This window comes from Plantactinospora sp. WMMB782 (assembly GCF_049179135.1).
In the GTDB taxonomy this organism is placed as follows: domain Bacteria; phylum Actinomycetota; class Actinomycetes; order Mycobacteriales; family Micromonosporaceae; genus Plantactinospora.
Map to the genome: position 1 here is coordinate 7,757,752 of NZ_JBMHMC010000007.1, position 17,995 is coordinate 7,775,746.

The following is a 17,995-nucleotide window of genomic DNA, read 5'->3' on the forward strand; positions in this document are numbered from 1 at the left end:
TGCACAGGAGTCAATCCGGTCCGGCCAGCCGCCACACGCCGAGCCGGTCCGGAGCGGTCCGACAGACCACGACGGCCGCGCCGGCCCGGCAGTCCACCACCCCGGGCGGCAGGACACCGAGAATCCGCAGCGTCGCACCGTCGGCCACCGCCAGCAGCGACCGGCCCTGGTGCGCGTCCGGCCGGATCAACAGGTCCGGGGACCAGACGATCGAGTTCCAGCCCCGGGGCCGCAGCCGGCTCCACCGCTGCTCCCCGGTCGCCGGATCCAGGGCCACCACCCGCGACCCGCCGTCCAGGCAGGCCAGGCCCGCGCAATCCCGCACGACCTCGCCGGTCCCCGCACCCGGCCGGGTCCATCGCCGGGTGAGCCCCGGCAGGTCGTACCCGCTGACCGCCGGATCCCGCCCCGCCGGGTGCCGCAACACCAACCGGCCACCGACCACCCGGGGATTGCTCTGTGCGTAGTCGGCCGGCGGCAGCTCACCGGCACCGACCGGCGCGCCCGTGCCGAGGTCGTACACCCCCGCCCTGACGTCGTCGTGCACCACGAGCACCCGGGCAGGCTCGCCGGGCACCGGCTGCACCACGGCGGTGGACGCCAGCGGCAACCGCCACCGGACCCGCCCGGTGGCCAACTCCACCGCCTCGACCGCGCCCTCCAGCCGGCGACCCGCGCCGGAGACGCTGCGCACCTCGGAGACCCCGAGCCCGAGTCCACTGCCGGCGACCCGGATGACCCGGCCCGGCCGGCTCCAGCGCAACGCACCCGTCCGGCCCGACCGGGCCACGGTCACCGTACGGCGGCCGACCGAGTCGACCTCGGCGACCAGCAGTACGTCGCCGGCCCGCTCCGCGTAGTGCCGGCCGGCCGTGTCGACAGGTACCGTCCACCGCCGCTGGCCACCGGGCAGTGCGTACGCGCTGAGCGTCCCCGCAAGGTCGTCCGCGTCGGAGGTGCCGGCCCGGCCGGTCGGCGCGGTGGCGACCAGCAGCAGGTCGTCGGCGACGAAGTAGGTGCTCCCGGCCGGCAGGTCGAGATCACCCGCCGGCCGCAATGCCCCGGTCGGCGGCGCGGCGGCGGTGACCCCGGCGAACAGCAGCAGACCGGAGAGCAGCCCCGACAGCCAGCGCGCCGAGATCCGTCGAGACCCCGGCGAGGGCGACGGATCGGTCTCCGGCAGGCCGCGGCCGGTGCCGAGGTCGATGAGTACCGCCATCCCGGCTCTCCACCCGCTCGTCCGATCCGGCGCCGGTGGCCGGAACGTCGTCCCGCCCGTCAGGGGTCCGCCCGCTCGGCGCCCTGGTCACCGACGGCTCCCGCCGGATCCCGAGGCTCGGCGTCCCCGCCGGTCGGCTGCTCCCCCGGCAGCCGACCCGGCACCACCGGATATCCAGGCGAGGGTAGCTCGGGTATCCGAACATCAGGTTCGGGCCGGATCCGGCGGATCTGCCAGACCGCCAGCAGCACCAGTACGACGCCGACCCCGGCCCAGACCCCGGCCGCGAACCCGGTCGACCGCTGTTCGGAGAGGATCCCCAGCCCGGGGCGGGCCACCGCGATGCCGACCCCGGCCAGGCTGGCGACCACCCCGAAGACCAGCGCGCGGACCCGGCGCGAGGTGACCTCGTTGGTGAGCACCTCCAGCACCGTCGTGCCGAGGGCGTAGCCGAAGCCCATCACCGGCAGGAACAGGAACGGGCCGAGCCGCTCCGCCTGGCTGACCGCGACCAGGGTGCCGAGGACGAGCAGGAACGACCCGGTCAGCGCGACCCGGCGGCGCGGCACCGGCACGTATCCGGCGAGCAGGCCGCCGAGCACCGAGGCGGCGGCGAAGGCCGCGTACATCCAGCCGGTGACCTGGGCGGAGAGGCCCAGTTCCAGGGCCAGTGGCTGGAACAGGATCCGGGCGCTCCAGCCGAAGAGCAGCAGCAGCACGCCCAGCCAGACGGCCCGGCGGACCCGCACGTCGGCCACTGCGGCCCGGATGTCGGCGGCCACCGAGGTCAGCGTGGTGGCGACCCGGGATCCGGCGATCTCCGGCAGGGTCAGTGCGAGCAGGAACGCCACCGCGGCCAGGCCGGCGGTGACGGTGAACGGCAGCGTCGGCTCCGTCTTGTAGAGGTAGCCGGCGGCCAGCAGCGAGAGCAGCACCGAGCCGCTGCCGACCGCGCGGACCAGCCCGAAGGCCCGGGACGGGCTGATCTCCAGCTCGTCCTGTAGGCAGAGTTCGTAGAGGTAGGCGCTGGCCGCCCCGGAGCTGAGTGCCCAGAGTACGGCCCAGAGCACCCACGCGGCGAAGAGTGTCTGCACGGTACGGACCTGTGAGATCGCCGCGAACGTCAGGACCGCGCCCCCGGCCAGGGTCAGGTACGCCCGGCGCCGCCCGATCCGGTCCGCCAGCACCCCGACCGGGAACTCGCAGGCGACCGAGACGATCCGGAACACCCCGTCGGCGAGTACCGCGGTGGCCAGCGGGAAGCCGAGGTCCAGCAGGTAGATCAGCCAGATCGGGAACCAGAACTGGACCTCCAGCAGGAACTGGGCGACGGCGAAGGTACGCACCGCCCGGCTGCGCAGCGCCTGCCTCACCCGCTGCGGTCCCGGCGGAAGAACAGGTAGACCAGGACCAGCAGTGCGGAGACCACTCCGGAGGTGACCAGGATGGCGTCGGCCGGTTGCGAGGCGACCCAGGCGACCAGGGACGACCGTCCGAGGTCGTAGGCGGCCATCTCCGGGTCGGTGGCGATCGCCCGACCGAACTCGGTGACCGCGAGTGCGGTACCGAGGATCGAGGTCATCGCGATGCCGAGCAGGATCAGGTCGGTGAACATCGTCGACCGGGCGGTACGCCGGGCGGCCAGCTCGGCCAGCCGCCGTCCGCACAGTTCGGTCTTGAACAGGACCGGCTGTTCCAGCAGCTTCTCGTAGTCCCAGAAGTCGAGGATCGCGTCCATCTCGACCCGTACGGCCCGCTTGAGGTACTTCGACAGGTCCTGCCGCTCCATGATGATCAGTTCGGCCCGCTGGCTCAGCCTGGTCAGCTGGCCCCGCAACTGCTCCAACTCCCACCGTGAGCCGGCCGCGGCCGAGTCGGCGAGGATTTTCGACAGCCGCGCGTCGATCCGCTCCAGTACGCCGTAGAACACCTGGGCGTAGCGCAGCGCCTCCCACTGGTCCCGGAACGGGTCGCCGGGCAGCATCCGGCCGCCGGCACCGGTCCGGTCCAGGAAGAGGTAGTTCAGCCAGCGGACCAGGTGGTCGAACTCGCCGTCGAGCAGCCGGTCGGCCGGTGGTCGCGGGTCGTCGTCGATGACGACGTCCTTGAGCCAGTGTCTGGTCATCTGCTCGGCACCGGGCGCGGACGGGTCGACCACCAGGCTCCGGGTCACCCAGAGCGCCTCGCCGAACTCCGCCGTGACCGGGTCGTCGGCCGGGGTGGCGGGGAGCAGCACCTCCTCGTCCCGGTCCGCGTCGCGCAGCAGCGCGAGCACCGGGTCGAGGTAGCGCCGGACGACCTCCCGGGCCGTCTGCTCGCCCAGGTCGACCGCCCGGGCCTGCAACTCGTCGAGCCGGGCCGGCAGCCGTCCGGTGTGCCCGGCCAGCCACGGGTCCACCTCGGCCAGCATCTCCAGCAACATCAACCCGTGGTCGTAGAGCCGGAAGCTGATCTCCACGAGCCCGGCCCGGAGTGGGTCCCCGGGCTCCGCCGGCAGGTGTTCGGGGCGGAGCCGGCCGGTCAGCACGTGCAGGGTCCGCTCGGCGGCGTGCTCGCTGATCGTCCGGTAGAGGTTCAGCGAGCTGCGCGGCCGGGTGTGCCGCAACGCCACCTCCGGCGGCGCCCCGGCCGTCGGCAACGCGGCAGCAGCGGGCGAAGCGGTCGCCCCCGGCAACGCGGCAACAGCGGGCGAAGCGGTCGCCCCCGGCAACGCGGCGGCAGCGGGCGAAGCGGTCGCCGCCGGCAGCGGCGGTGTCAGCCGGGGCAGCAGCGCGTCCAGTTCCGGCTGGCGGTCGGCCCAGAACCGCGCGTGCGCCTCGGGATCCCGCAGCGCCGCTCCGGGTACGGCGTAGAAGTCGACCACCACCGGGGCGAGGATCCGCAACTGGGTCACCGGCCCACCGTCCCCAACCGCAGGGCGCGGGCGTCGACCCGCAGCACCCGCCCCTGCGCCGGCCCGTTCGTCAGCTTCACCTCGACCAGTATCCGGCCCGGTGTCGGGCCGGCCCGGCCGACGAACTCCTCCGGCCAGTGCAGCACCTGCGCCCGGGTGCCCTGCGGGGCGAGCAGCACCAGCCCGCCGCGTTCGTCCAGCAACTCCACCAGCCCGGTGCCGCCGACCGGATCGAGGGCGACCTCCCGCTGCTCCGACGGGCTGAGCCCGGCGACGATCTCGGCGTACTCCTCGCTGCGGCGCAACTGGCCGAGTTCCTGGTCGAACTTCCGCATCACGGCGGCCGCCTCGGTGCTGTCCGCCATCATGAAGTGCAGCCCCTGGACGGAGTGGACCAGCGGGTCGTCGCCCTGGAGGTGCCCGAAGTCGGCGACGTCCCCGGTGAAGTCGGGATCGGCCAGCGCCGCCTGGCCGGGGAGCAGTCCCTCGGCGAGCAGGTCGATCCGACCGTCGGCAAGCGCCTGGAAGCCCTCCAGTGTGGACTTGAACTCGACGAAGTCGGTGACCGCCGACTCCAGTTCGTCCCAGTAGTCGTAGCCGCTGATGCCGCCGACCCGCAGCCGGGCCAGGTCGGCGGCGGCGGAGATCTTCGGCTGGCCGGCCCGGCGGTCGTAGAAGAGCACGTACTCGAAGTCGACGAGCGGGTCCGACAGCAGCAGCTCCGCCCGCCGTGACTCGCTGGCGACCAGCGGGAAGACCCCGACGGTGGCGCCGGAGCGGACCTGCTCCTCGGCCAGCGCCCAGGAGGTGTACCTGATCTCGGGGCGGTAGCCGGCGCGGTTCAGCACCTCGACCACCAGTTCGGCGACCGGGCCGCCGTCGGGCAGCTCCGGGCCGACGAACGGCGCCCAGTCGCCGCTGGCGACCAGCACCGGCCGGGACGGCGAGGTGGGTGACGAGCGCAGCCCGATCGCGATGTACGTCCCGGCGACCGCCACCACCAGCAGCAGAGCGAGCACCGGACCCCAGATCCGGAGCGGCTTGAGCAGCAGGCTGGACCATCTGATCGGGCTCGGCGCCACGTTCGATCTTCCTATCCGGACGGTGACCCCTGGGTCGTGCGGCACGGCGTACCCCCGCCGACGTCTTCCGCGAGTCCGTAGGGTACAAGATCCGCGAAACCGGACGAGGCCGCTCGGCGGCGTTCCCGGGGCAGACGGTCGCGGCCGCCGCGCCGGAGCGCGACGGCCGCGATCGACCATCCGGAGGGTTGTCGGCGGGGCGTCAGGCGCCCCGGAGCACCGCACCGAACCGGCGGGCCGCCTCGGCCACGGCCGCGTCCCGGGCGGCCACCGCCTCCTCGCCGGTCAACGTCCGGTCCGGCGCCCGGAACACCAGCTTGTACGCCAGCGACCTGCGCCCGTGCCCCAACTGCTCCGAGGAGTAGACGTCGAAGAGCCTGATCGACTCCAGCAGCTCCCCGGCGCCCTCGGTCAGGGCCCGCTCCACCTCGTCGGCCGGCACGGCGGCGTCCAGCACCAGCGCCACGTCGATCAGCGCGGGCGGGTAGCCGGCGATCCGGGGCGGCGGCGCCACCGGTGCGGCCGGCAGGGCGTCCAGGTCGATCTCGAACGCGCTGGTCCGGGCCGGCAGGTCCAGTTCGGACAGTACCGCCGGATGCAGTTCCCCGGCGTGCCCGACCGGTACGTCGTCCACCCGGAACTCGGCACATCGGCCGGGGTGCCAGGGTGCGTACTCCGCCTGCCGGACCACCACCCGGTCGCCGGGGATGCCGGCGGCGGCGAGCACGTCCCGGCCCGCCTGCACCGCGTCCGCCCAGCCGGCCGGACGTCCGGCGCCCCACCAGCCGGCCGGCTCCACCTCGCCGGCCAGTACCCCGGCGACCCGCCACGGCTGCGCCGGCAGGACGGCGTCGGCGGCCCGGAACTCCTCGTCGCTGGGCCGGTGGTCCACGCCCATCGCGGGGGGCGGGCCGGTCCGGTGCCGGGGCAGGAAGACCAGGCCGATCTCGTAGAGCGCCACGTCCCGGTGGCCCCGCCCGAGGTTGCGGCGCAGCGTGCCGAGGACGGTGCCGAGCAGCATGGTCCGCATCAGCGGCTCGGTGTCGGCAAGCGGGTTGGCCAGCCGTACCGCGTTCCGGCGCGGGTCGTCGGCGGCCAGTCCGAGCCGGTCGAACAGCTCGACGGAGACGAACGGCGCGGAGAGCACCTCGACGAAGCCGGCCTCGGCGAGGGTGCGGCTGACCGAGCGGCGCCGCCGCTGGTCCGGGGTCAGTCCCCGGCCGGGCGGTGCGACCGGCAGCACCGACGGCACCTTGTCGTAGCCGTCCAGCCGGATCACCTCTTCGACCAGGTCAGCCGGGTCGGTGAGGTCCGGCCGCCAGCTCGGCGGGGTGACCACCAGGGTGTCCGGCCCGCTGGCGTGCCGTCCGCCGGGCCCGTTGCCGGTGCCGGCCCGCCCGTTGCCGGCCGCCGCGGTACGTCCGTCGCCGACCGCGACCGCACAGCCGACCCGCTCCAGCAGCTCGACCGTCCGCTCCGGCGGGTACGCCACCCCGGCGCGCCGGGCCGGCAGGTCCGCGTCGACGACGATCCGGTTCGGCGGGCGGACATGGTCGACGTCCAGCACCTCGGCGCCGGCCGTGCCGCCGCCGTACCTGGTGAGCAGCTCGACCGCCCGGTCCAGGGCGACCAGCGGCAGCGCCGGGTCGACGCCGCGCTCCCAGCGCTTGGCGGCCTCGCTGAACAGCCGGTGCCGGCGGGCGGTCCGGCCGACCATCACCGCCTGCCAGTGCGCCGCCTCGAAGAGCACGTTGACGGTGCTGTCGACGACCTCGCTGGTCTCGCCGCCCATCACGGCGGCGAGCGAGATCGGCACGCCGCCGTCACCGGCCACCGAGCCGGGCAGGCCGGCGTCGCAGATCACCATGTCCTCAGGGTCGAGGGCCCGGTCGACGCCGTCCAGGGTGGTCAGCCGCTCCCCCGGCACCGCCCGGCGCACCACCAGCTCGCCCCGGAGCGCGTCGGAGTCGAAGGCGTGCATCGGCTGGCCCAGCTCCAGCATCAGATAGTTGGTGATGTCGACCGGCAGCGAGATGGTCCGGATGCCGGCGTGGGTGAGCCGCTGTCGCATCCAGGCCGGCGACTCGGCCGCCGGGTCGACGCCCCGGACCACCCGGGCGGCGAACCGGTCGCAGCCGACGGTGTCCACCACCCGGACCGGGTACGCGGGCTCCGGCGTCGCCCCGGGCGCGGGTGTCGCCCCCGGGTCCCGGAACGGCACCTCGAAGGCGTACGACAGCTCCCGGGCCAGGCCGCGTACGGACATCGCGTACCCCCGGTCCGGGGTGATCTCGACCTCGACCACCACGTCGTCGAGCCCGACCACCGGCCGCGCGTCGTCGCCGGGCTTGGCCGGCACGTCCTCGGGCAGCACCAGGATGCCCGCGTGGTCGTCGCCGATGCCCAGCTCCCGGACCGAGCAGATCATGCCGTTGGAGTTGCGCCCGTACGTCTTCCGGGCGCCGATCGAGAACCCGCCGGGCAGTACGCCGCCGGGCAGGATCACCACCACCCGGTCACCGGCGGTGAAGTTCGTCGCGCCACAGACGATCTCCTGCGGCTCGCCGGTGCCGTTGGCGGCGCCGACGTCGACCCGGCAGAACCGGATCGGCTTCTTGAATCCGGTCAGCTCCTCGATCTCGAGCACCTCGCCGACCACGAGCGAGCCGGTGACGGTGCCGCGCAGGTCCACGATGGACTCGACCTCGATGCCGAGGTTGACCAGGGCCTGCTCCAGCTCGTCGGGGCCCAGCTCGGCCGGCAGCGCGACGTGCTCGCGCAGCCAGGAAACAGGAATTCGCATGACTCAGACCACCGCATCCGTCGCGTCGTCGGGCAGTACCACGTCGTTGGCCACCGGGATCACACCTCGACCCCGAACGCGCGGCTGAACCGCACGTCGCCCTCGGCCATGTCCCGCATGTCCCCGATGCCGTGCCGGAACATCAGGGTGCGTTCGATGCCCATCCCGAAGGCGAATCCGGAGTAGACGTCCGGGTCGATGCCGCAGGCCCGCAGCACCCGGGGGTTGACCATGCCGCAGCCGCCCCACTCGACCCAGCGCGGGCCGTCCCGGTGCTGGGCGAACCAGACGTCGAACTCGCCGCTCGGCTCGGTGAACGGGAAGTAGTGCGGACGCCACCTGGTCCGCGCCTCGGCCCCGAACATCGCCTTCGCCAGGTGGTCCAGGGTGCCCCGCAGGTGCGCCATGGTGATGCCCTCGTCCACCACCAGCCCTTCGACCTGGTGGAAGACCGGGCTGTGCGTGGCGTCCAGCTCGTCGGTCCGGTAGACCCGGCCGGGGCAGACGATGTAGATCGGGGGCTTGCGGGCCAGCATTGTGCGGGCCTGCACCGGCGAGGTGTGGGTGCGCAGCACCAGCCCCGGCAGATCCAGGTAGAACGTGTCCATGGTGCCCCGGGCCGGATGGTCCGGCGGGATGTTCAGGGCGTCGAAGTTGGTCCACTCCAGCTCGATCTCGGGCCCTTCGGCGATCTCGTAGCCCATCCCGACGAAGAGGTCGCCGATCCGCTCGGAGAGCGTGCTGATCGGGTGCCGGGCGCCGCGCGGCCGCCTGTCGTAGGGCAGGGTGACGTCCACCCGCTCCTCGGCGAGGATCCGCTCCGCCTGTGCCGCCTGGACGGCCGCCAGCCGGTGGGCGTAGGCGGCCTCGATGGCGCGGCGGGCCTCGTTGACCCGCTTGCCGGCGTCGGACTTCGCCGCCGGTGGCAGCGCGCCGATCTCCCGGCGGGCCAGCGACACCGGGGCCCGGTCGCCGAGATGCACCCGGCGCAGCTCGGTCAGCCCGTCGGGGTCGGCGGCGGCGTCGAACGCGGCCGTCGCGTCGGCCACCGCCGCCGCCAGCGCCGCCGGGTCGAGCAGGGCGACCTGTTTCGGATCGTACGGGTCGTTGCGATACGTCATGACTTGCTGCTACTCCCTCTGCGTCGCGGGCGGTGGTCCCGCTGTCTCCACGTCGAATGTCCCCGGCGCGCCACGCGGCTCGCCCACTTCCGGACACCGGACCGCTCCGCCGGACGGCGGTACGGCGCGTCGACTCTCTCTCCCGGGCAGGTCCGTCGCCGCCGCGAGGTGTCCGGCGGCGGGCCGGCACCGTGCGGTCGAGATCGGATGAGGCTCCGGTGGCGGGCGCCGCTGCGGGCGGCTCGCGGAGAGTCTACGGACGGGCGGCTGGGCCGCAGCCCGCCGGTGGGAGGGTGCGCAGGGAGGAGAAGAGGTCAGCCCTGCCGCCCGCCGGGACCGGCGGGCTGGCTAAACGAGCGGCGTCGCGGGTCGCTGACGCGCCGCCTGGCGGACTCGGTCATCAGGTCGACAACTCCCTGGTCGGTTCTGCTGCCCGGGACCCATTATGCGCTCTCCGGTGTGGAACGGGTGGACCCGGGCCGCAGGGCTCTGGCCGAAGCGTACAGGCAGACCGCCGCGGCGGCAGCCAGGTTCAGGCTCTCGGCCCGGCCGTGCAGCGGCACGCGGACCCGGGCGTCGGCGGCCTCGGCCAGCTCCGCCGGCAGGCCGTGCGCCTCGGAACCGAAGAGCCAGGCGGTGGGCCGGGCCAGGCCGCCGGAGTCGGCGAGGTCGTCGAGGTCGGTCTCGCCGTAGCCGGAGGCGGCCAGCACGGTCAGTCCGGCCGCCCGCAGCCGGGCCAGCACCTGTGCCGGGTCGGGTGCCCGGACCAGGTCGACGTGGAAGAGGCTGCCGGCCGAGGCACGCACGCACTTGCCGTTGTACGGGTCGACGGCGTCCCCGGCGAAGACCACCGCTCCCGCCCCGGCGGCGTCGGCGGTGCGCAGCACGGTACCGGCGTTGCCCGGGTCGCGGATCTCGGCCAGCGCGGCGACCAGCCGGGGCCGCCGGTCCAGCGCGGTGCCGATCGACACGTCGAGCCGGGCACAGACGGCGACGATGCCCTGCGGGGCGACGGTCTCGGTGAGGGCCGCGAGCGCGTCGTCGGTCACCGGGGAGACCGGCACGTCGGCCCGGGCGGCGCTGCCGGCGAGTTCGGCGTACCGGTCGAGGCCGGCCTGGGTGCCGAAGAGCTCGACCACCACGCCCGGCACGGCCAGCGCCTCCCGGACGGCCTGCGGCCCCTCGGCCAGGAACCGGCCGGTGGTGTCGCGGTCCCGGCGCCGATGCAGCCGCCGGGCCGCGACGATCCTCGGGGTACGCGGCGTGAACGGCCCGTGCTCCGCTCCCCGGACATGGTCAAGGCGCCCCACCTGCGGATTCACCGGCATGCGGGACGCCTCGATCGGGTGTCGCGGGGTGGTCAGGCGGCCTGGGCCGACGCGCCACCGGTGCCCTCGGCCGCCACGGCGGCGCGGGCGACCTCGACGATCGCCGCGAAGGCGGTCGGGTCGTTGACGGCGAGGTCGGCCAGGATCTTGCGGTCCACCTCGACGCCGGACAGCTTCAGCCCCTGGATGAGCCGGTTGTAGGTCATCCCGTTGGCGCGGGCCGCCGCGTTGATCCGGGTGATCCACAGCTGCCGGAAGTCGCCCTTGCGGTCGCGCCGGTCCCGGTAGGCGTACTGCATCGAGTGCAGCACCTGCTCCTTGGCCTTGCGGTAGAGCCGGGACCGCTGGCCGCGGTAGCCGCTGGCGGTCTCCAGGACCGTACGGCGCTTCTTCTGGGCGTTCACTGACCGCTTGACGCGTGCCATCTCAACTGCTCCTTAGGGTCAAGAGGCGCGCGTCAGCGGCCCAGCAACTTCTTGATTCGCTTGAAATCGGCCTTGGCCACCTCGACGGTGCCGGTGAGCCGGCGGGTCCGGGTGGAGGGCTTCTTCTCCAGGTTGTGCCGGAGGCCGGCCTGCTGGGCGACGATCTTGCCCTTGCCGGTCACCTTGACCCGCTTGCCCATCCCGGTGTGGCTCTTCATCTTCGGCATCTTGGTGCGTCTCTCCCCTGTTACTCGCCGGTGGTTCCGGCGGGTCCGGCCGGGCCGGGTGTCGCCCCGGCAGCCGGCGATGCCTCGGCGGCACCGGCCTCCCGCTCGCGCGGCGAGCCAGCCCTGGCCGCCGTGGCGGCGGCCTTGGTGGCCCGGTGCGGAGCCAGGACCATGATCATGTTTCGACCGTCCTGCTTCGGAGCGGCCTCGACGTACCCCAGTTCCGAGATCTCGGACTCGAGCCGGCGCAGGAGCCGGTAGCCCAGCTCCGGTCGGCTCTGCTCGCGACCGCGGAACATGATCGTCACCTTGACCTTGTCGCCCGCCTTGAGGAACCGCACCACGTGACCCTTCTTGGTCTCGTAGTCGTGCGGATCGATCTTCGGACGGAGCTTCATCTCCTTGATGACGGTCTGTTGCTGGTTACGCCTGGCTTCGCGCGCCTTCAGTGCGGACTCGTATTTGTACTTACCGAAGTCCATGAGCTTGCACACCGGCGGGCGCGCCATCGGCGCAACCTCGACCAGGTCCAGGTCGACGTCCGCGGCCAGCTGCAGGGCTCGCTCCAGTGGGACAATGCCCACCTGCTCGCCCTCAGGGCCGACCAGTCGGACCTCACGTGCCCGGATCTGCTCGTTCACGCGTGGCTCGACGCTGATGGGGCCTCCTCGTGGTGATCCTCACCGGCCGCGCGTCAGCGGTGGCCGGTCCTAACGTCTGCGACCCAAAGCAGAAGGCCCCGGCGCATGCCAGGGCCCGCTCGACCGGTCGGCGGCGATCGACGATCGCACTCCGGATCGGCTGGGCCGAACCGGTTGACCGGACCCGGCCACCGGAGACGGCGACACGGGTGGGAGCAGGCGCTCCGCTTCTTGACTGCCCCGGACCGGCTGGAGACCCAGCACAGCGAGGACAGTGGTCGACCAGAGAAGACTAGCAGGTCAGCCCGCAGGATGCCAAAACGGGCACGCCGGGGCGACGGTCACTCCGCCGGCTGCGGCCGGGTCTCCTGCCGCACGGCCTGGCGGGGCTGCTGGTGGGTGGCGTGCAGGGCGCGCAGTCCGCGTACCCCGTCCACGGCCAGCTCCCGGTCCACCGCCTGCAGGGCCAGCACCGGCACCAGGTCGTCGTCGTGCAGCTCCAGGCTGGCCCAGGCCGAACTCCGGTCGAAGCGGACCGCCCGGACCACCTCCCAGGGCAGGTCGTAGCTCCGGAAGACGTTGCGGACCCGCACCCCCCGGGCGTCCGCCTCGACCCGGGGGCGGGTGAAGAGCAGCACCACGAAGGCGCCCAGGACGCCCAGCCCGGCCATCGCGAGCTGGTCGCCACGCTGGAAGGTCGCCGCACCGGCCCCGGTCGAGCCGCGCAGCCCGATGCTCAACAGCGCGAACATGACCACAAGCGCGGGCGCCAGGACCCAGCAGACCACCCGGATGCGTCGGGGACGCACGGAGACGGTGCCGGGATCGTGGGCGACGGCGGGTTCGGGCACGGCATCCAGTCTGCCATCCGGCACCCGCCGGACCGCCGCCAACCCGACCCGGTGCGGTCGGGAACGGCCCACCCGGGCGGAGACGCCGACGGTCCGCCGGGCACAGATGCCGGCGGAGCATCCCGGGCCGCCCGGCGGCAGACGGTTCAGGTCGCCGCCGGAGCACCCCGGGCTGCCCGGCCGGAGACGAGCACGGCGAGCAGGGTGAGCAGCGCGCCGACGAGTACCGGCAGGCTCGCCCCGGGGCCGCCCGGGCGCAGGTCGAGCAGGAGCGCCCCACCCAGTTGCCCCGCGACGAGCGCCAGACCGGTCCGGAGCAGCCCCATCGAGCGGATGCCGACCAGCAGCGCGACGGTGATCGTGACGCCGAGCAGGCCGCCGGTGTAGAGGTACCACCCGCTCGGCCAGTCGACGGTGCCGAGCTGGGCGAGCGCGCCGATCACCGCCGCCGCCGGCAGCATCGCCGCGCTGCTGACCGCGAAGTTGACCGCCGTCGCGGTGGCCGGGTTGGCGACCGTGGAGATCCGGCCGTTCAACGCGCCCTGCACGGCGACGAGGATCCCGCAGACGACACCGAGCAGCAGCAGCCCGAGCGCCAGGTCACCGACCGGCCGGCCGAGCTGGGCCAGCGCCACCGCCGCGACGCCGAGCAGCGCGCCGGCCACCCGGGGCCGGGTCAGGCGCATCCGTCCGGCCGGGGCGAGCCGGGTACGGTCGACCAACAGGCCGCCGCCGCTGTTCCCGGCCACCTGGGCGATCGTGTAGACCGCCACCCCGAGCACCGGGATGACGTACGTCGCGGCGACGATGAAGAACGCCCCGCAGAGCCCGCCGAGGTACGTCCACCACGGCAGTCTGCTGCCGCGCAGCACCCGCAGACCGGCCCGCATCGACGGCAGCGCGAGCAGGCCGAGCAGGACCAGCGCCACACCGCCGGCGTTGTTCACCAGCGCCCCGATGATCGGACTGCCGGTCCGCTCGCCGATCTCCGCGTTGGCCAGGCCCTGCGCCGCCGATCCGACCCCGGCCAGTACGGTCAGCCCGATCGCGGCCCAGCCCGGCAGCACCTTCACCAGCGACACCCCGTCCAGTCGACCCGGTGCGGTGCGACCGTCGGCGACCGGGCGACCGCCGACCGGCCGGGCGGCACAGAGCCGGCCCACAGGGTCGCGGCCCAGCCTCACAGCCGACGGCCGCCGCTGTCTGTGATCGGGATCGCTCGACCGACGTGATCTGGGCAGCAGGCTCCGGGGACGGCGCCGTCAACGGTGATCGGCGCCGGCTGCCTCCTTCCGGGCGGCTGCGTTGCCCTGGCACGGCCAGTTCCGCAGGAATGCGGCGCCAGTACTCCGGAACTGCCGGGCGGACGGAGAACTGCCAGCTCGGCGGCCTCGGCACCGGGACACGGGGTTAGCGCTGCAGGTGACCGGGCACCACGGCTAACGGAAATGCCGCTCCCCCACCAGCACGGCGTCCAACCACCGTTCATACCACGACAGGAAATCCTGATCCGGGGTGAAGACCGGACCCTCCTTGGTCTCGCAGTTGCCGGTGACCCGCCCACGCGCCGGTCCGCTGACGACGAGAAGCGACAGAAATCCGCAACCCTGGTCACCGAGCGCCAAGGTCCCGCGGTACGGTTCGTCCTCGTCGCCCGGCGCAGCCTCGGCCAACCAGTCCTCGTACACCCGCCCAGGCTCGGCGGGAAAGGACCTGGCCAACATGGTCCCGTTCGGTGCGCCCCACAGGCCCAGGTCCCAATCCTCCAACGGGCGCAGGCCGTAGTACGGGCCCGCGCCCCCGAACTGGCCGGGGCCACCGTGCCCAACCGTTCTGATGAATCCTCGATAGTCGGCCGGCAGCCTGACGCCGTGCCGCTCCTCGAACCCGGCGACCGCGTCCTCGGACAACGGCGGCCCGATCCGGAAACGGTGAACGTCCGCCCCGAACATCGCCGGCTTCCCGGGCATCGACGCCGCGGCCTCCAACTTCCCTGCCACCCGCGTCAACCGGGCTGACAACTCATCGGGTCGGTCCTCCACGCCGGTAGTCAACCAGTCTCACACCCGGTCACGGAGATTCGGACCCGGCCGTGGTGTCGTCCGGGCGGGCGGCGACAATCACCCGGTGGCGCGACGCAGGGCCCGCCGGCCGGGCGGGGACGGGTCGACCCGGCCGTGTCCGTGTGGGCTGGGATCGGCGTACGAGGAGTGCTGCGGTGCGCTGCACCAGGGACGTACGGCCGCGGCGACCGCCGAGGCGCTGATGCGCTCGCGGTTCAGCGCGTTCGCGGTGGGCGACTCCGGCTATCTGCTCCGGACCTGGCACTCCAGCACCCGACCGGAACGGCTGGTGCTGGACCCGGCGAACCTGTGGACCCGGCTCGACGTCCTCGACAGCGAGCGGGGCGGAATGTTCGACACCACCGGCACCGTCGAGTTCCGGGCCCACTACCGGCGCTCGGGCCGCCCCGGTGAGCTGCACGAACGCAGCCGGTTCGGCCGCGAGGACGGCCAGTGGCGCTACCTCCGGGCCGAGTAGCCCGCAGTACTTCCACCGCAGATCGGCCAGGACATCCCTGGGCCCCGGCAAAGTCGTTCCCTCGGCATCATCCGCTTCGTCGACGGCGTAACCTCCGACCTCGACACCGTGGCCGCCGATCTGAGCCTCCCTTCGGCTCCGGACCGGTCGAAGGCAACGTCAACCGGATCAAAATGCTCACACGGCAGATGTACGGCCGAGCCGGCTTCGGCCTACTCCGCAAAGAAGTCCTGCTGGCCTAACCGTCCGCGCCGAGGAAGTCGGCCAGCAGCGAGGCCCAGGCCGCCGGCTGGTCCAGGTGGGCGTCGTGGCCGGAGTCAGGGATCGTGGCGACCCGGACCTCCGGTCGTAACTCGCGCATCCGGTCGATCTCCTCGTCCGGTACCCGGCTCTGCGCGCCGCGGACCAGCAGGGTCGGCGCCTCGATCCGCTGCCACTGCGCCCAGCACGCCGTCTGCGCCACCGGCCGGATGGCCGCCTCCATGATGTCCGGGTCGAAGCGGGGCCACAGCCCGTCCGGGCGCCGTTCCATGTCCCGCGCCCACGCCCGTGCCAGCGGACCCGCGCCGAGGTACCGGATCGCCGCGGCGGCGGACGGGAAGGGGACCGGCCAGGCGGCGAACCACTCGCCGAGCTGGGTCGGGTAATCGTCGTCGCTGCCGCCCACACCGCCCTCCAGCAGGACCAGGCGGCCAACGAGTTCCGGGTACCGGGCCGCGGTGAGCAGCGCGGTGTGCGCGCCCATCGACTGTCCTACCAGGGTCACCGGCCCGTCGTCGGCCAGTTCCTTGATCACCATGGCGGCGTCGTCCACGTAGGCGGCACGGGACAGGTCATCGGGGCGACGCACGCTGCGGCCGTGCCCGCGCTGGTCGGGGGCGATCATCCGGTGTCCGGGCAGCGGCAGCATCATCTCCCGGCCGCTGCCGGCCAGCCCGTGCAGCAGAACCACCGCGGGGCCGGTGCCGGACACCAGGCAAGACAGGTGACTTACGCCGAGGCGTCGCATCCGCCCATCATCTCGCGGGCCGGATCCGGATCGGTCAGTACACCCAACCGGGCGTTGACCAGGGCCCTGGCAAGTCGTCAGATGATGCCGAGTAGTGCCAGTGGTCCGGTGCTGTCACGAGCGTGATGTCGGTTGGCGGCGGTGACGTTGCGGACGTCGGTGAGGCGTAGGGCGCCGATGGCGGCGTTGCGCAGGGTTGCCATGACCTGTGCTCCGGTGCCGGTTCGGATTTGGGAGCGGTCCTCGTCGTAGGTGACGTCACGAACCCAGTGGATCTTGTTCTCAATGGACCGGTGCCCGCGGATCCAGGCTGCCAGTTGGCGTGCTTTGGCTTGGTGGACTTGCAGGGTTGGTGATGGCGTAGACGGTCTTGGTGGTGAAGCGTTCCGGCTCGTCGAGGCGTCGTCGGCGGCGCCGGATCCGGATGGCTGGGGCGGCGTGCGGGAAGTCGATGCCGGTGGAGATGGTCAGGATCTTCAGGATGTGCCTACCTGCCCGAACCGGACATCACAACGACTTTGCCGGAGCCCTGACATCCCTGGTGATCCTTTTCGCGCGGCGTCGGTCCCGGTTCTGACAGCACCTAAAACAAAATCCAGTAGCCGTGACATGGATCATAGTTTCACTACGACATCAGCTAGTCACTATCCGTGCGCAACACAACCCAATCCCGCCCTTCAATGTCCCTCGGCAATCACTCAGAGTCCATCGGGCCCCGCTGGGGGTCGGCCTTTCGGTCATGAGCCGGACAGTCGACAGGGCAGCCTGATTCGCCGTTCGTCTGATAGGAGGGTCCATACGGATTTAAGGGCGGCTGCAGTCCTTCACCACCGCAGCCGCCCACCTCCGCGCAGTCACAGTCCCTATCCAGAGGAGGACCCAGTGCGGATTAGGCCAAGTCTACTCGTCCCGTTGATCGTGGCAGCCCTCGGTGCCACCCTAGGGCTCGCGCCTGCGCAAGCCTCGGCCGAGGCAGACGGCGCTAGTGGTGCCGTTACAGTGCGAGAGATGACGATGCAGCGGGTGGGTGTAAATCACGAGATCGCAACCGCCCACGGATTCGAGGTCCGCGTTGACAGCAACGGCGTAGAGTACAGCGTAAAGAAGGGCGAGAGCACGCTCTTCGGTGAGGTCCCGGGAGAGTGCGGAAGATCCTTTATCTACCTGACTGCTGTCGACAAAACCCGGCACTACACATCTATCTACACCGGATTCACTCTGAACGCTGGTCGATCCGGGGCTATTCTCGTGACGTGGGGGATCTCCATCCTCGACTCCTACGGCGTGAGCACGAGGAACTGGGAGGACCCTGCCGCCTCCGTACACTTCTGGGCGAAGACGCATGGCTTCACTGCCGGCGGACGCACCCGGGTGACCGCAAGTGTCCTCTACGGCAGCAACGCTGTCCTCTGGGACGGAACGATCTGCTTCTCGTACGGCCCAACGGCCACTGGTGACCTGTAGGGTGTATCCGCCAGTCTGACATGATGCGGTTGGGAGCCTCTAACATGTTTCAAGTTCCTGGGGAGTCGGGGCAGGGAAGTCACGGCCTTTCATTGTCCGATCCAGAAGAGATCTACCAGTGGCTCGGGGCGAGATTCGCGATGTTGGAGGCTCCCGACTGTCGTGCTGATGGCGTAGGGCGTAGTTGGGAGACGGACGGTGTCCGGATGAGCCTCAATGAAGGACCCCGCACATCGGCAGTAGTCCAGGTCACCTACAGGCTTGACAAGAACGCGGTGGTTAACGTGAGTACCAGACACGGTACTCACATGGTTGATCACGCGTGGTCCACGCTAGTCAACCACCAGCTGGCCACGGCAGGCACCCGTGGTGCGCCATGGGGCAGTGGGCC

Annotated in this window: 17 protein-coding genes; 2 read left to right on the plus strand and 15 right to left on the minus strand. The window is 72.3% G+C overall.

The features are described 5' to 3' along the window. Window positions 1–10: 10 nt before the first annotated feature. From ACN28A_RS36545 to ACN28A_RS36605, 13 genes are all read right to left on the minus strand, one after another. Entirely contained in the window at window positions 11–1,219 is a 1,209-nt protein-coding gene (locus ACN28A_RS36545; RefSeq protein WP_421403372.1) for a PQQ-binding-like beta-propeller repeat protein, read from the minus strand. Window positions 1,220–1,278: 59 nt separating this feature from the next. Next, window positions 1,279–2,592 carry an MFS transporter gene (locus ACN28A_RS36550; RefSeq protein ID WP_421403374.1) on the minus strand — a complete coding sequence of 438 codons (1,314 nt, stop codon included), beginning with the start codon at window positions 2,590–2,592 and terminating at the stop codon, window positions 1,279–1,281. Beyond that, on the minus strand, window positions 2,589–4,112 hold the full coding sequence (locus tag ACN28A_RS36555) for a hypothetical protein (protein WP_421403375.1): 1,524 nt from the start codon (window positions 4,110–4,112) through the stop codon (window positions 2,589–2,591). The genes ACN28A_RS36550 and ACN28A_RS36555 overlap by 4 nt, the downstream gene beginning before the upstream one ends. After that, entirely contained in the window at window positions 4,109–5,194 is a 1,086-nt protein-coding gene (locus ACN28A_RS36560) for a substrate-binding periplasmic protein (RefSeq protein WP_421403377.1), read from the minus strand. The genes ACN28A_RS36555 and ACN28A_RS36560 overlap by 4 nt, the downstream gene beginning before the upstream one ends. 202 nt (window positions 5,195–5,396) lie before the next feature. Further along, a complete protein-coding gene (locus ACN28A_RS36565) occupies window positions 5,397–7,997 on the minus strand; it encodes a phenylalanine--tRNA ligase subunit beta (protein WP_421403379.1) in 2,601 nt (866 codons plus the stop codon). Between the two features lie 59 nt (window positions 7,998–8,056). Beyond that, window positions 8,057–9,118: a phenylalanine--tRNA ligase subunit alpha gene (gene pheS, locus ACN28A_RS36570; protein ID WP_421403381.1), complete on the minus strand. Its 1,062-nt coding sequence runs from the start codon at window positions 9,116–9,118 to the stop codon at window positions 8,057–8,059. Between the two features lie 443 nt (window positions 9,119–9,561). Then, a complete protein-coding gene (locus ACN28A_RS36575; RefSeq protein ID WP_421403383.1) occupies window positions 9,562–10,446 on the minus strand; it encodes a TrmH family RNA methyltransferase in 885 nt (294 codons plus the stop codon). Between the two features lie 32 nt (window positions 10,447–10,478). Next, entirely contained in the window at window positions 10,479–10,871 is a 393-nt protein-coding gene (rplT, locus tag ACN28A_RS36580; RefSeq protein WP_203860006.1) for a 50S ribosomal protein L20, read from the minus strand. 32 nt (window positions 10,872–10,903) lie between these two features. Next, window positions 10,904–11,098 (minus strand): 50S ribosomal protein L35, encoded by a 195-nt coding sequence (rpmI, locus tag ACN28A_RS36585; protein WP_203860005.1) that lies wholly within the window; start codon window positions 11,096–11,098, stop codon window positions 10,904–10,906. Between the two features lie 20 nt (window positions 11,099–11,118). Beyond that, on the minus strand, window positions 11,119–11,739 hold the full coding sequence (gene infC, locus ACN28A_RS36590; RefSeq protein ID WP_130460242.1) for a translation initiation factor IF-3: 621 nt from the start codon (window positions 11,737–11,739) through the stop codon (window positions 11,119–11,121). A gap of 341 nt (window positions 11,740–12,080) precedes the next feature. Next, window positions 12,081–12,590, minus strand: a complete 510-nt coding sequence (locus ACN28A_RS36595; protein WP_421403385.1) for a PH domain-containing protein — start codon at window positions 12,588–12,590, stop codon at window positions 12,081–12,083. Window positions 12,591–12,736: 146 nt separating this feature from the next. After that, on the minus strand, window positions 12,737–13,672 hold the full coding sequence (locus tag ACN28A_RS36600; RefSeq protein ID WP_421403387.1) for a DMT family transporter: 936 nt from the start codon (window positions 13,670–13,672) through the stop codon (window positions 12,737–12,739). Window positions 13,673–14,029: 357 nt separating this feature from the next. Next, a complete protein-coding gene (locus ACN28A_RS36605; RefSeq protein WP_421403389.1) occupies window positions 14,030–14,632 on the minus strand; it encodes an SMI1/KNR4 family protein in 603 nt (200 codons plus the stop codon). 85 nt (window positions 14,633–14,717) lie between these two features. On the opposite strand from ACN28A_RS36605, the gene ACN28A_RS36610 reads away from it, so the two are divergent. Beyond that, the gene (locus ACN28A_RS36610; RefSeq protein WP_421403391.1) at window positions 14,718–15,131 is read left to right on the plus strand and encodes a YchJ family protein; all 414 of its coding nucleotides are present in this window, start codon (window positions 14,718–14,720) and stop codon (window positions 15,129–15,131) included. Window positions 15,132–15,369: 238 nt separating this feature from the next. Here the strand turns inward: ACN28A_RS36610 and ACN28A_RS36615 are convergent, their stop codons facing one another. Together ACN28A_RS36615 and ACN28A_RS36620 are read right to left on the minus strand one after the other, a co-directional pair. Then, complete coding sequence (locus tag ACN28A_RS36615) at window positions 15,370–16,140, minus strand: alpha/beta fold hydrolase (RefSeq protein WP_421403393.1); 771 nt, start codon at window positions 16,138–16,140, stop codon at window positions 15,370–15,372. A 77-nt stretch (window positions 16,141–16,217) separates the two neighbouring features. Beyond that, entirely contained in the window at window positions 16,218–16,343 is a 126-nt protein-coding gene (locus ACN28A_RS36620) for a hypothetical protein (RefSeq protein WP_421403395.1), read from the minus strand. Window positions 16,344–17,148: 805 nt separating this feature from the next. On the opposite strand from ACN28A_RS36620, the gene ACN28A_RS36625 reads away from it, so the two are divergent. Then, window positions 17,149–17,604: a hypothetical protein gene (locus ACN28A_RS36625; RefSeq protein WP_421403397.1), complete on the plus strand. Its 456-nt coding sequence runs from the start codon at window positions 17,149–17,151 to the stop codon at window positions 17,602–17,604. Window positions 17,605–17,995 lie beyond the last annotated feature (391 nt).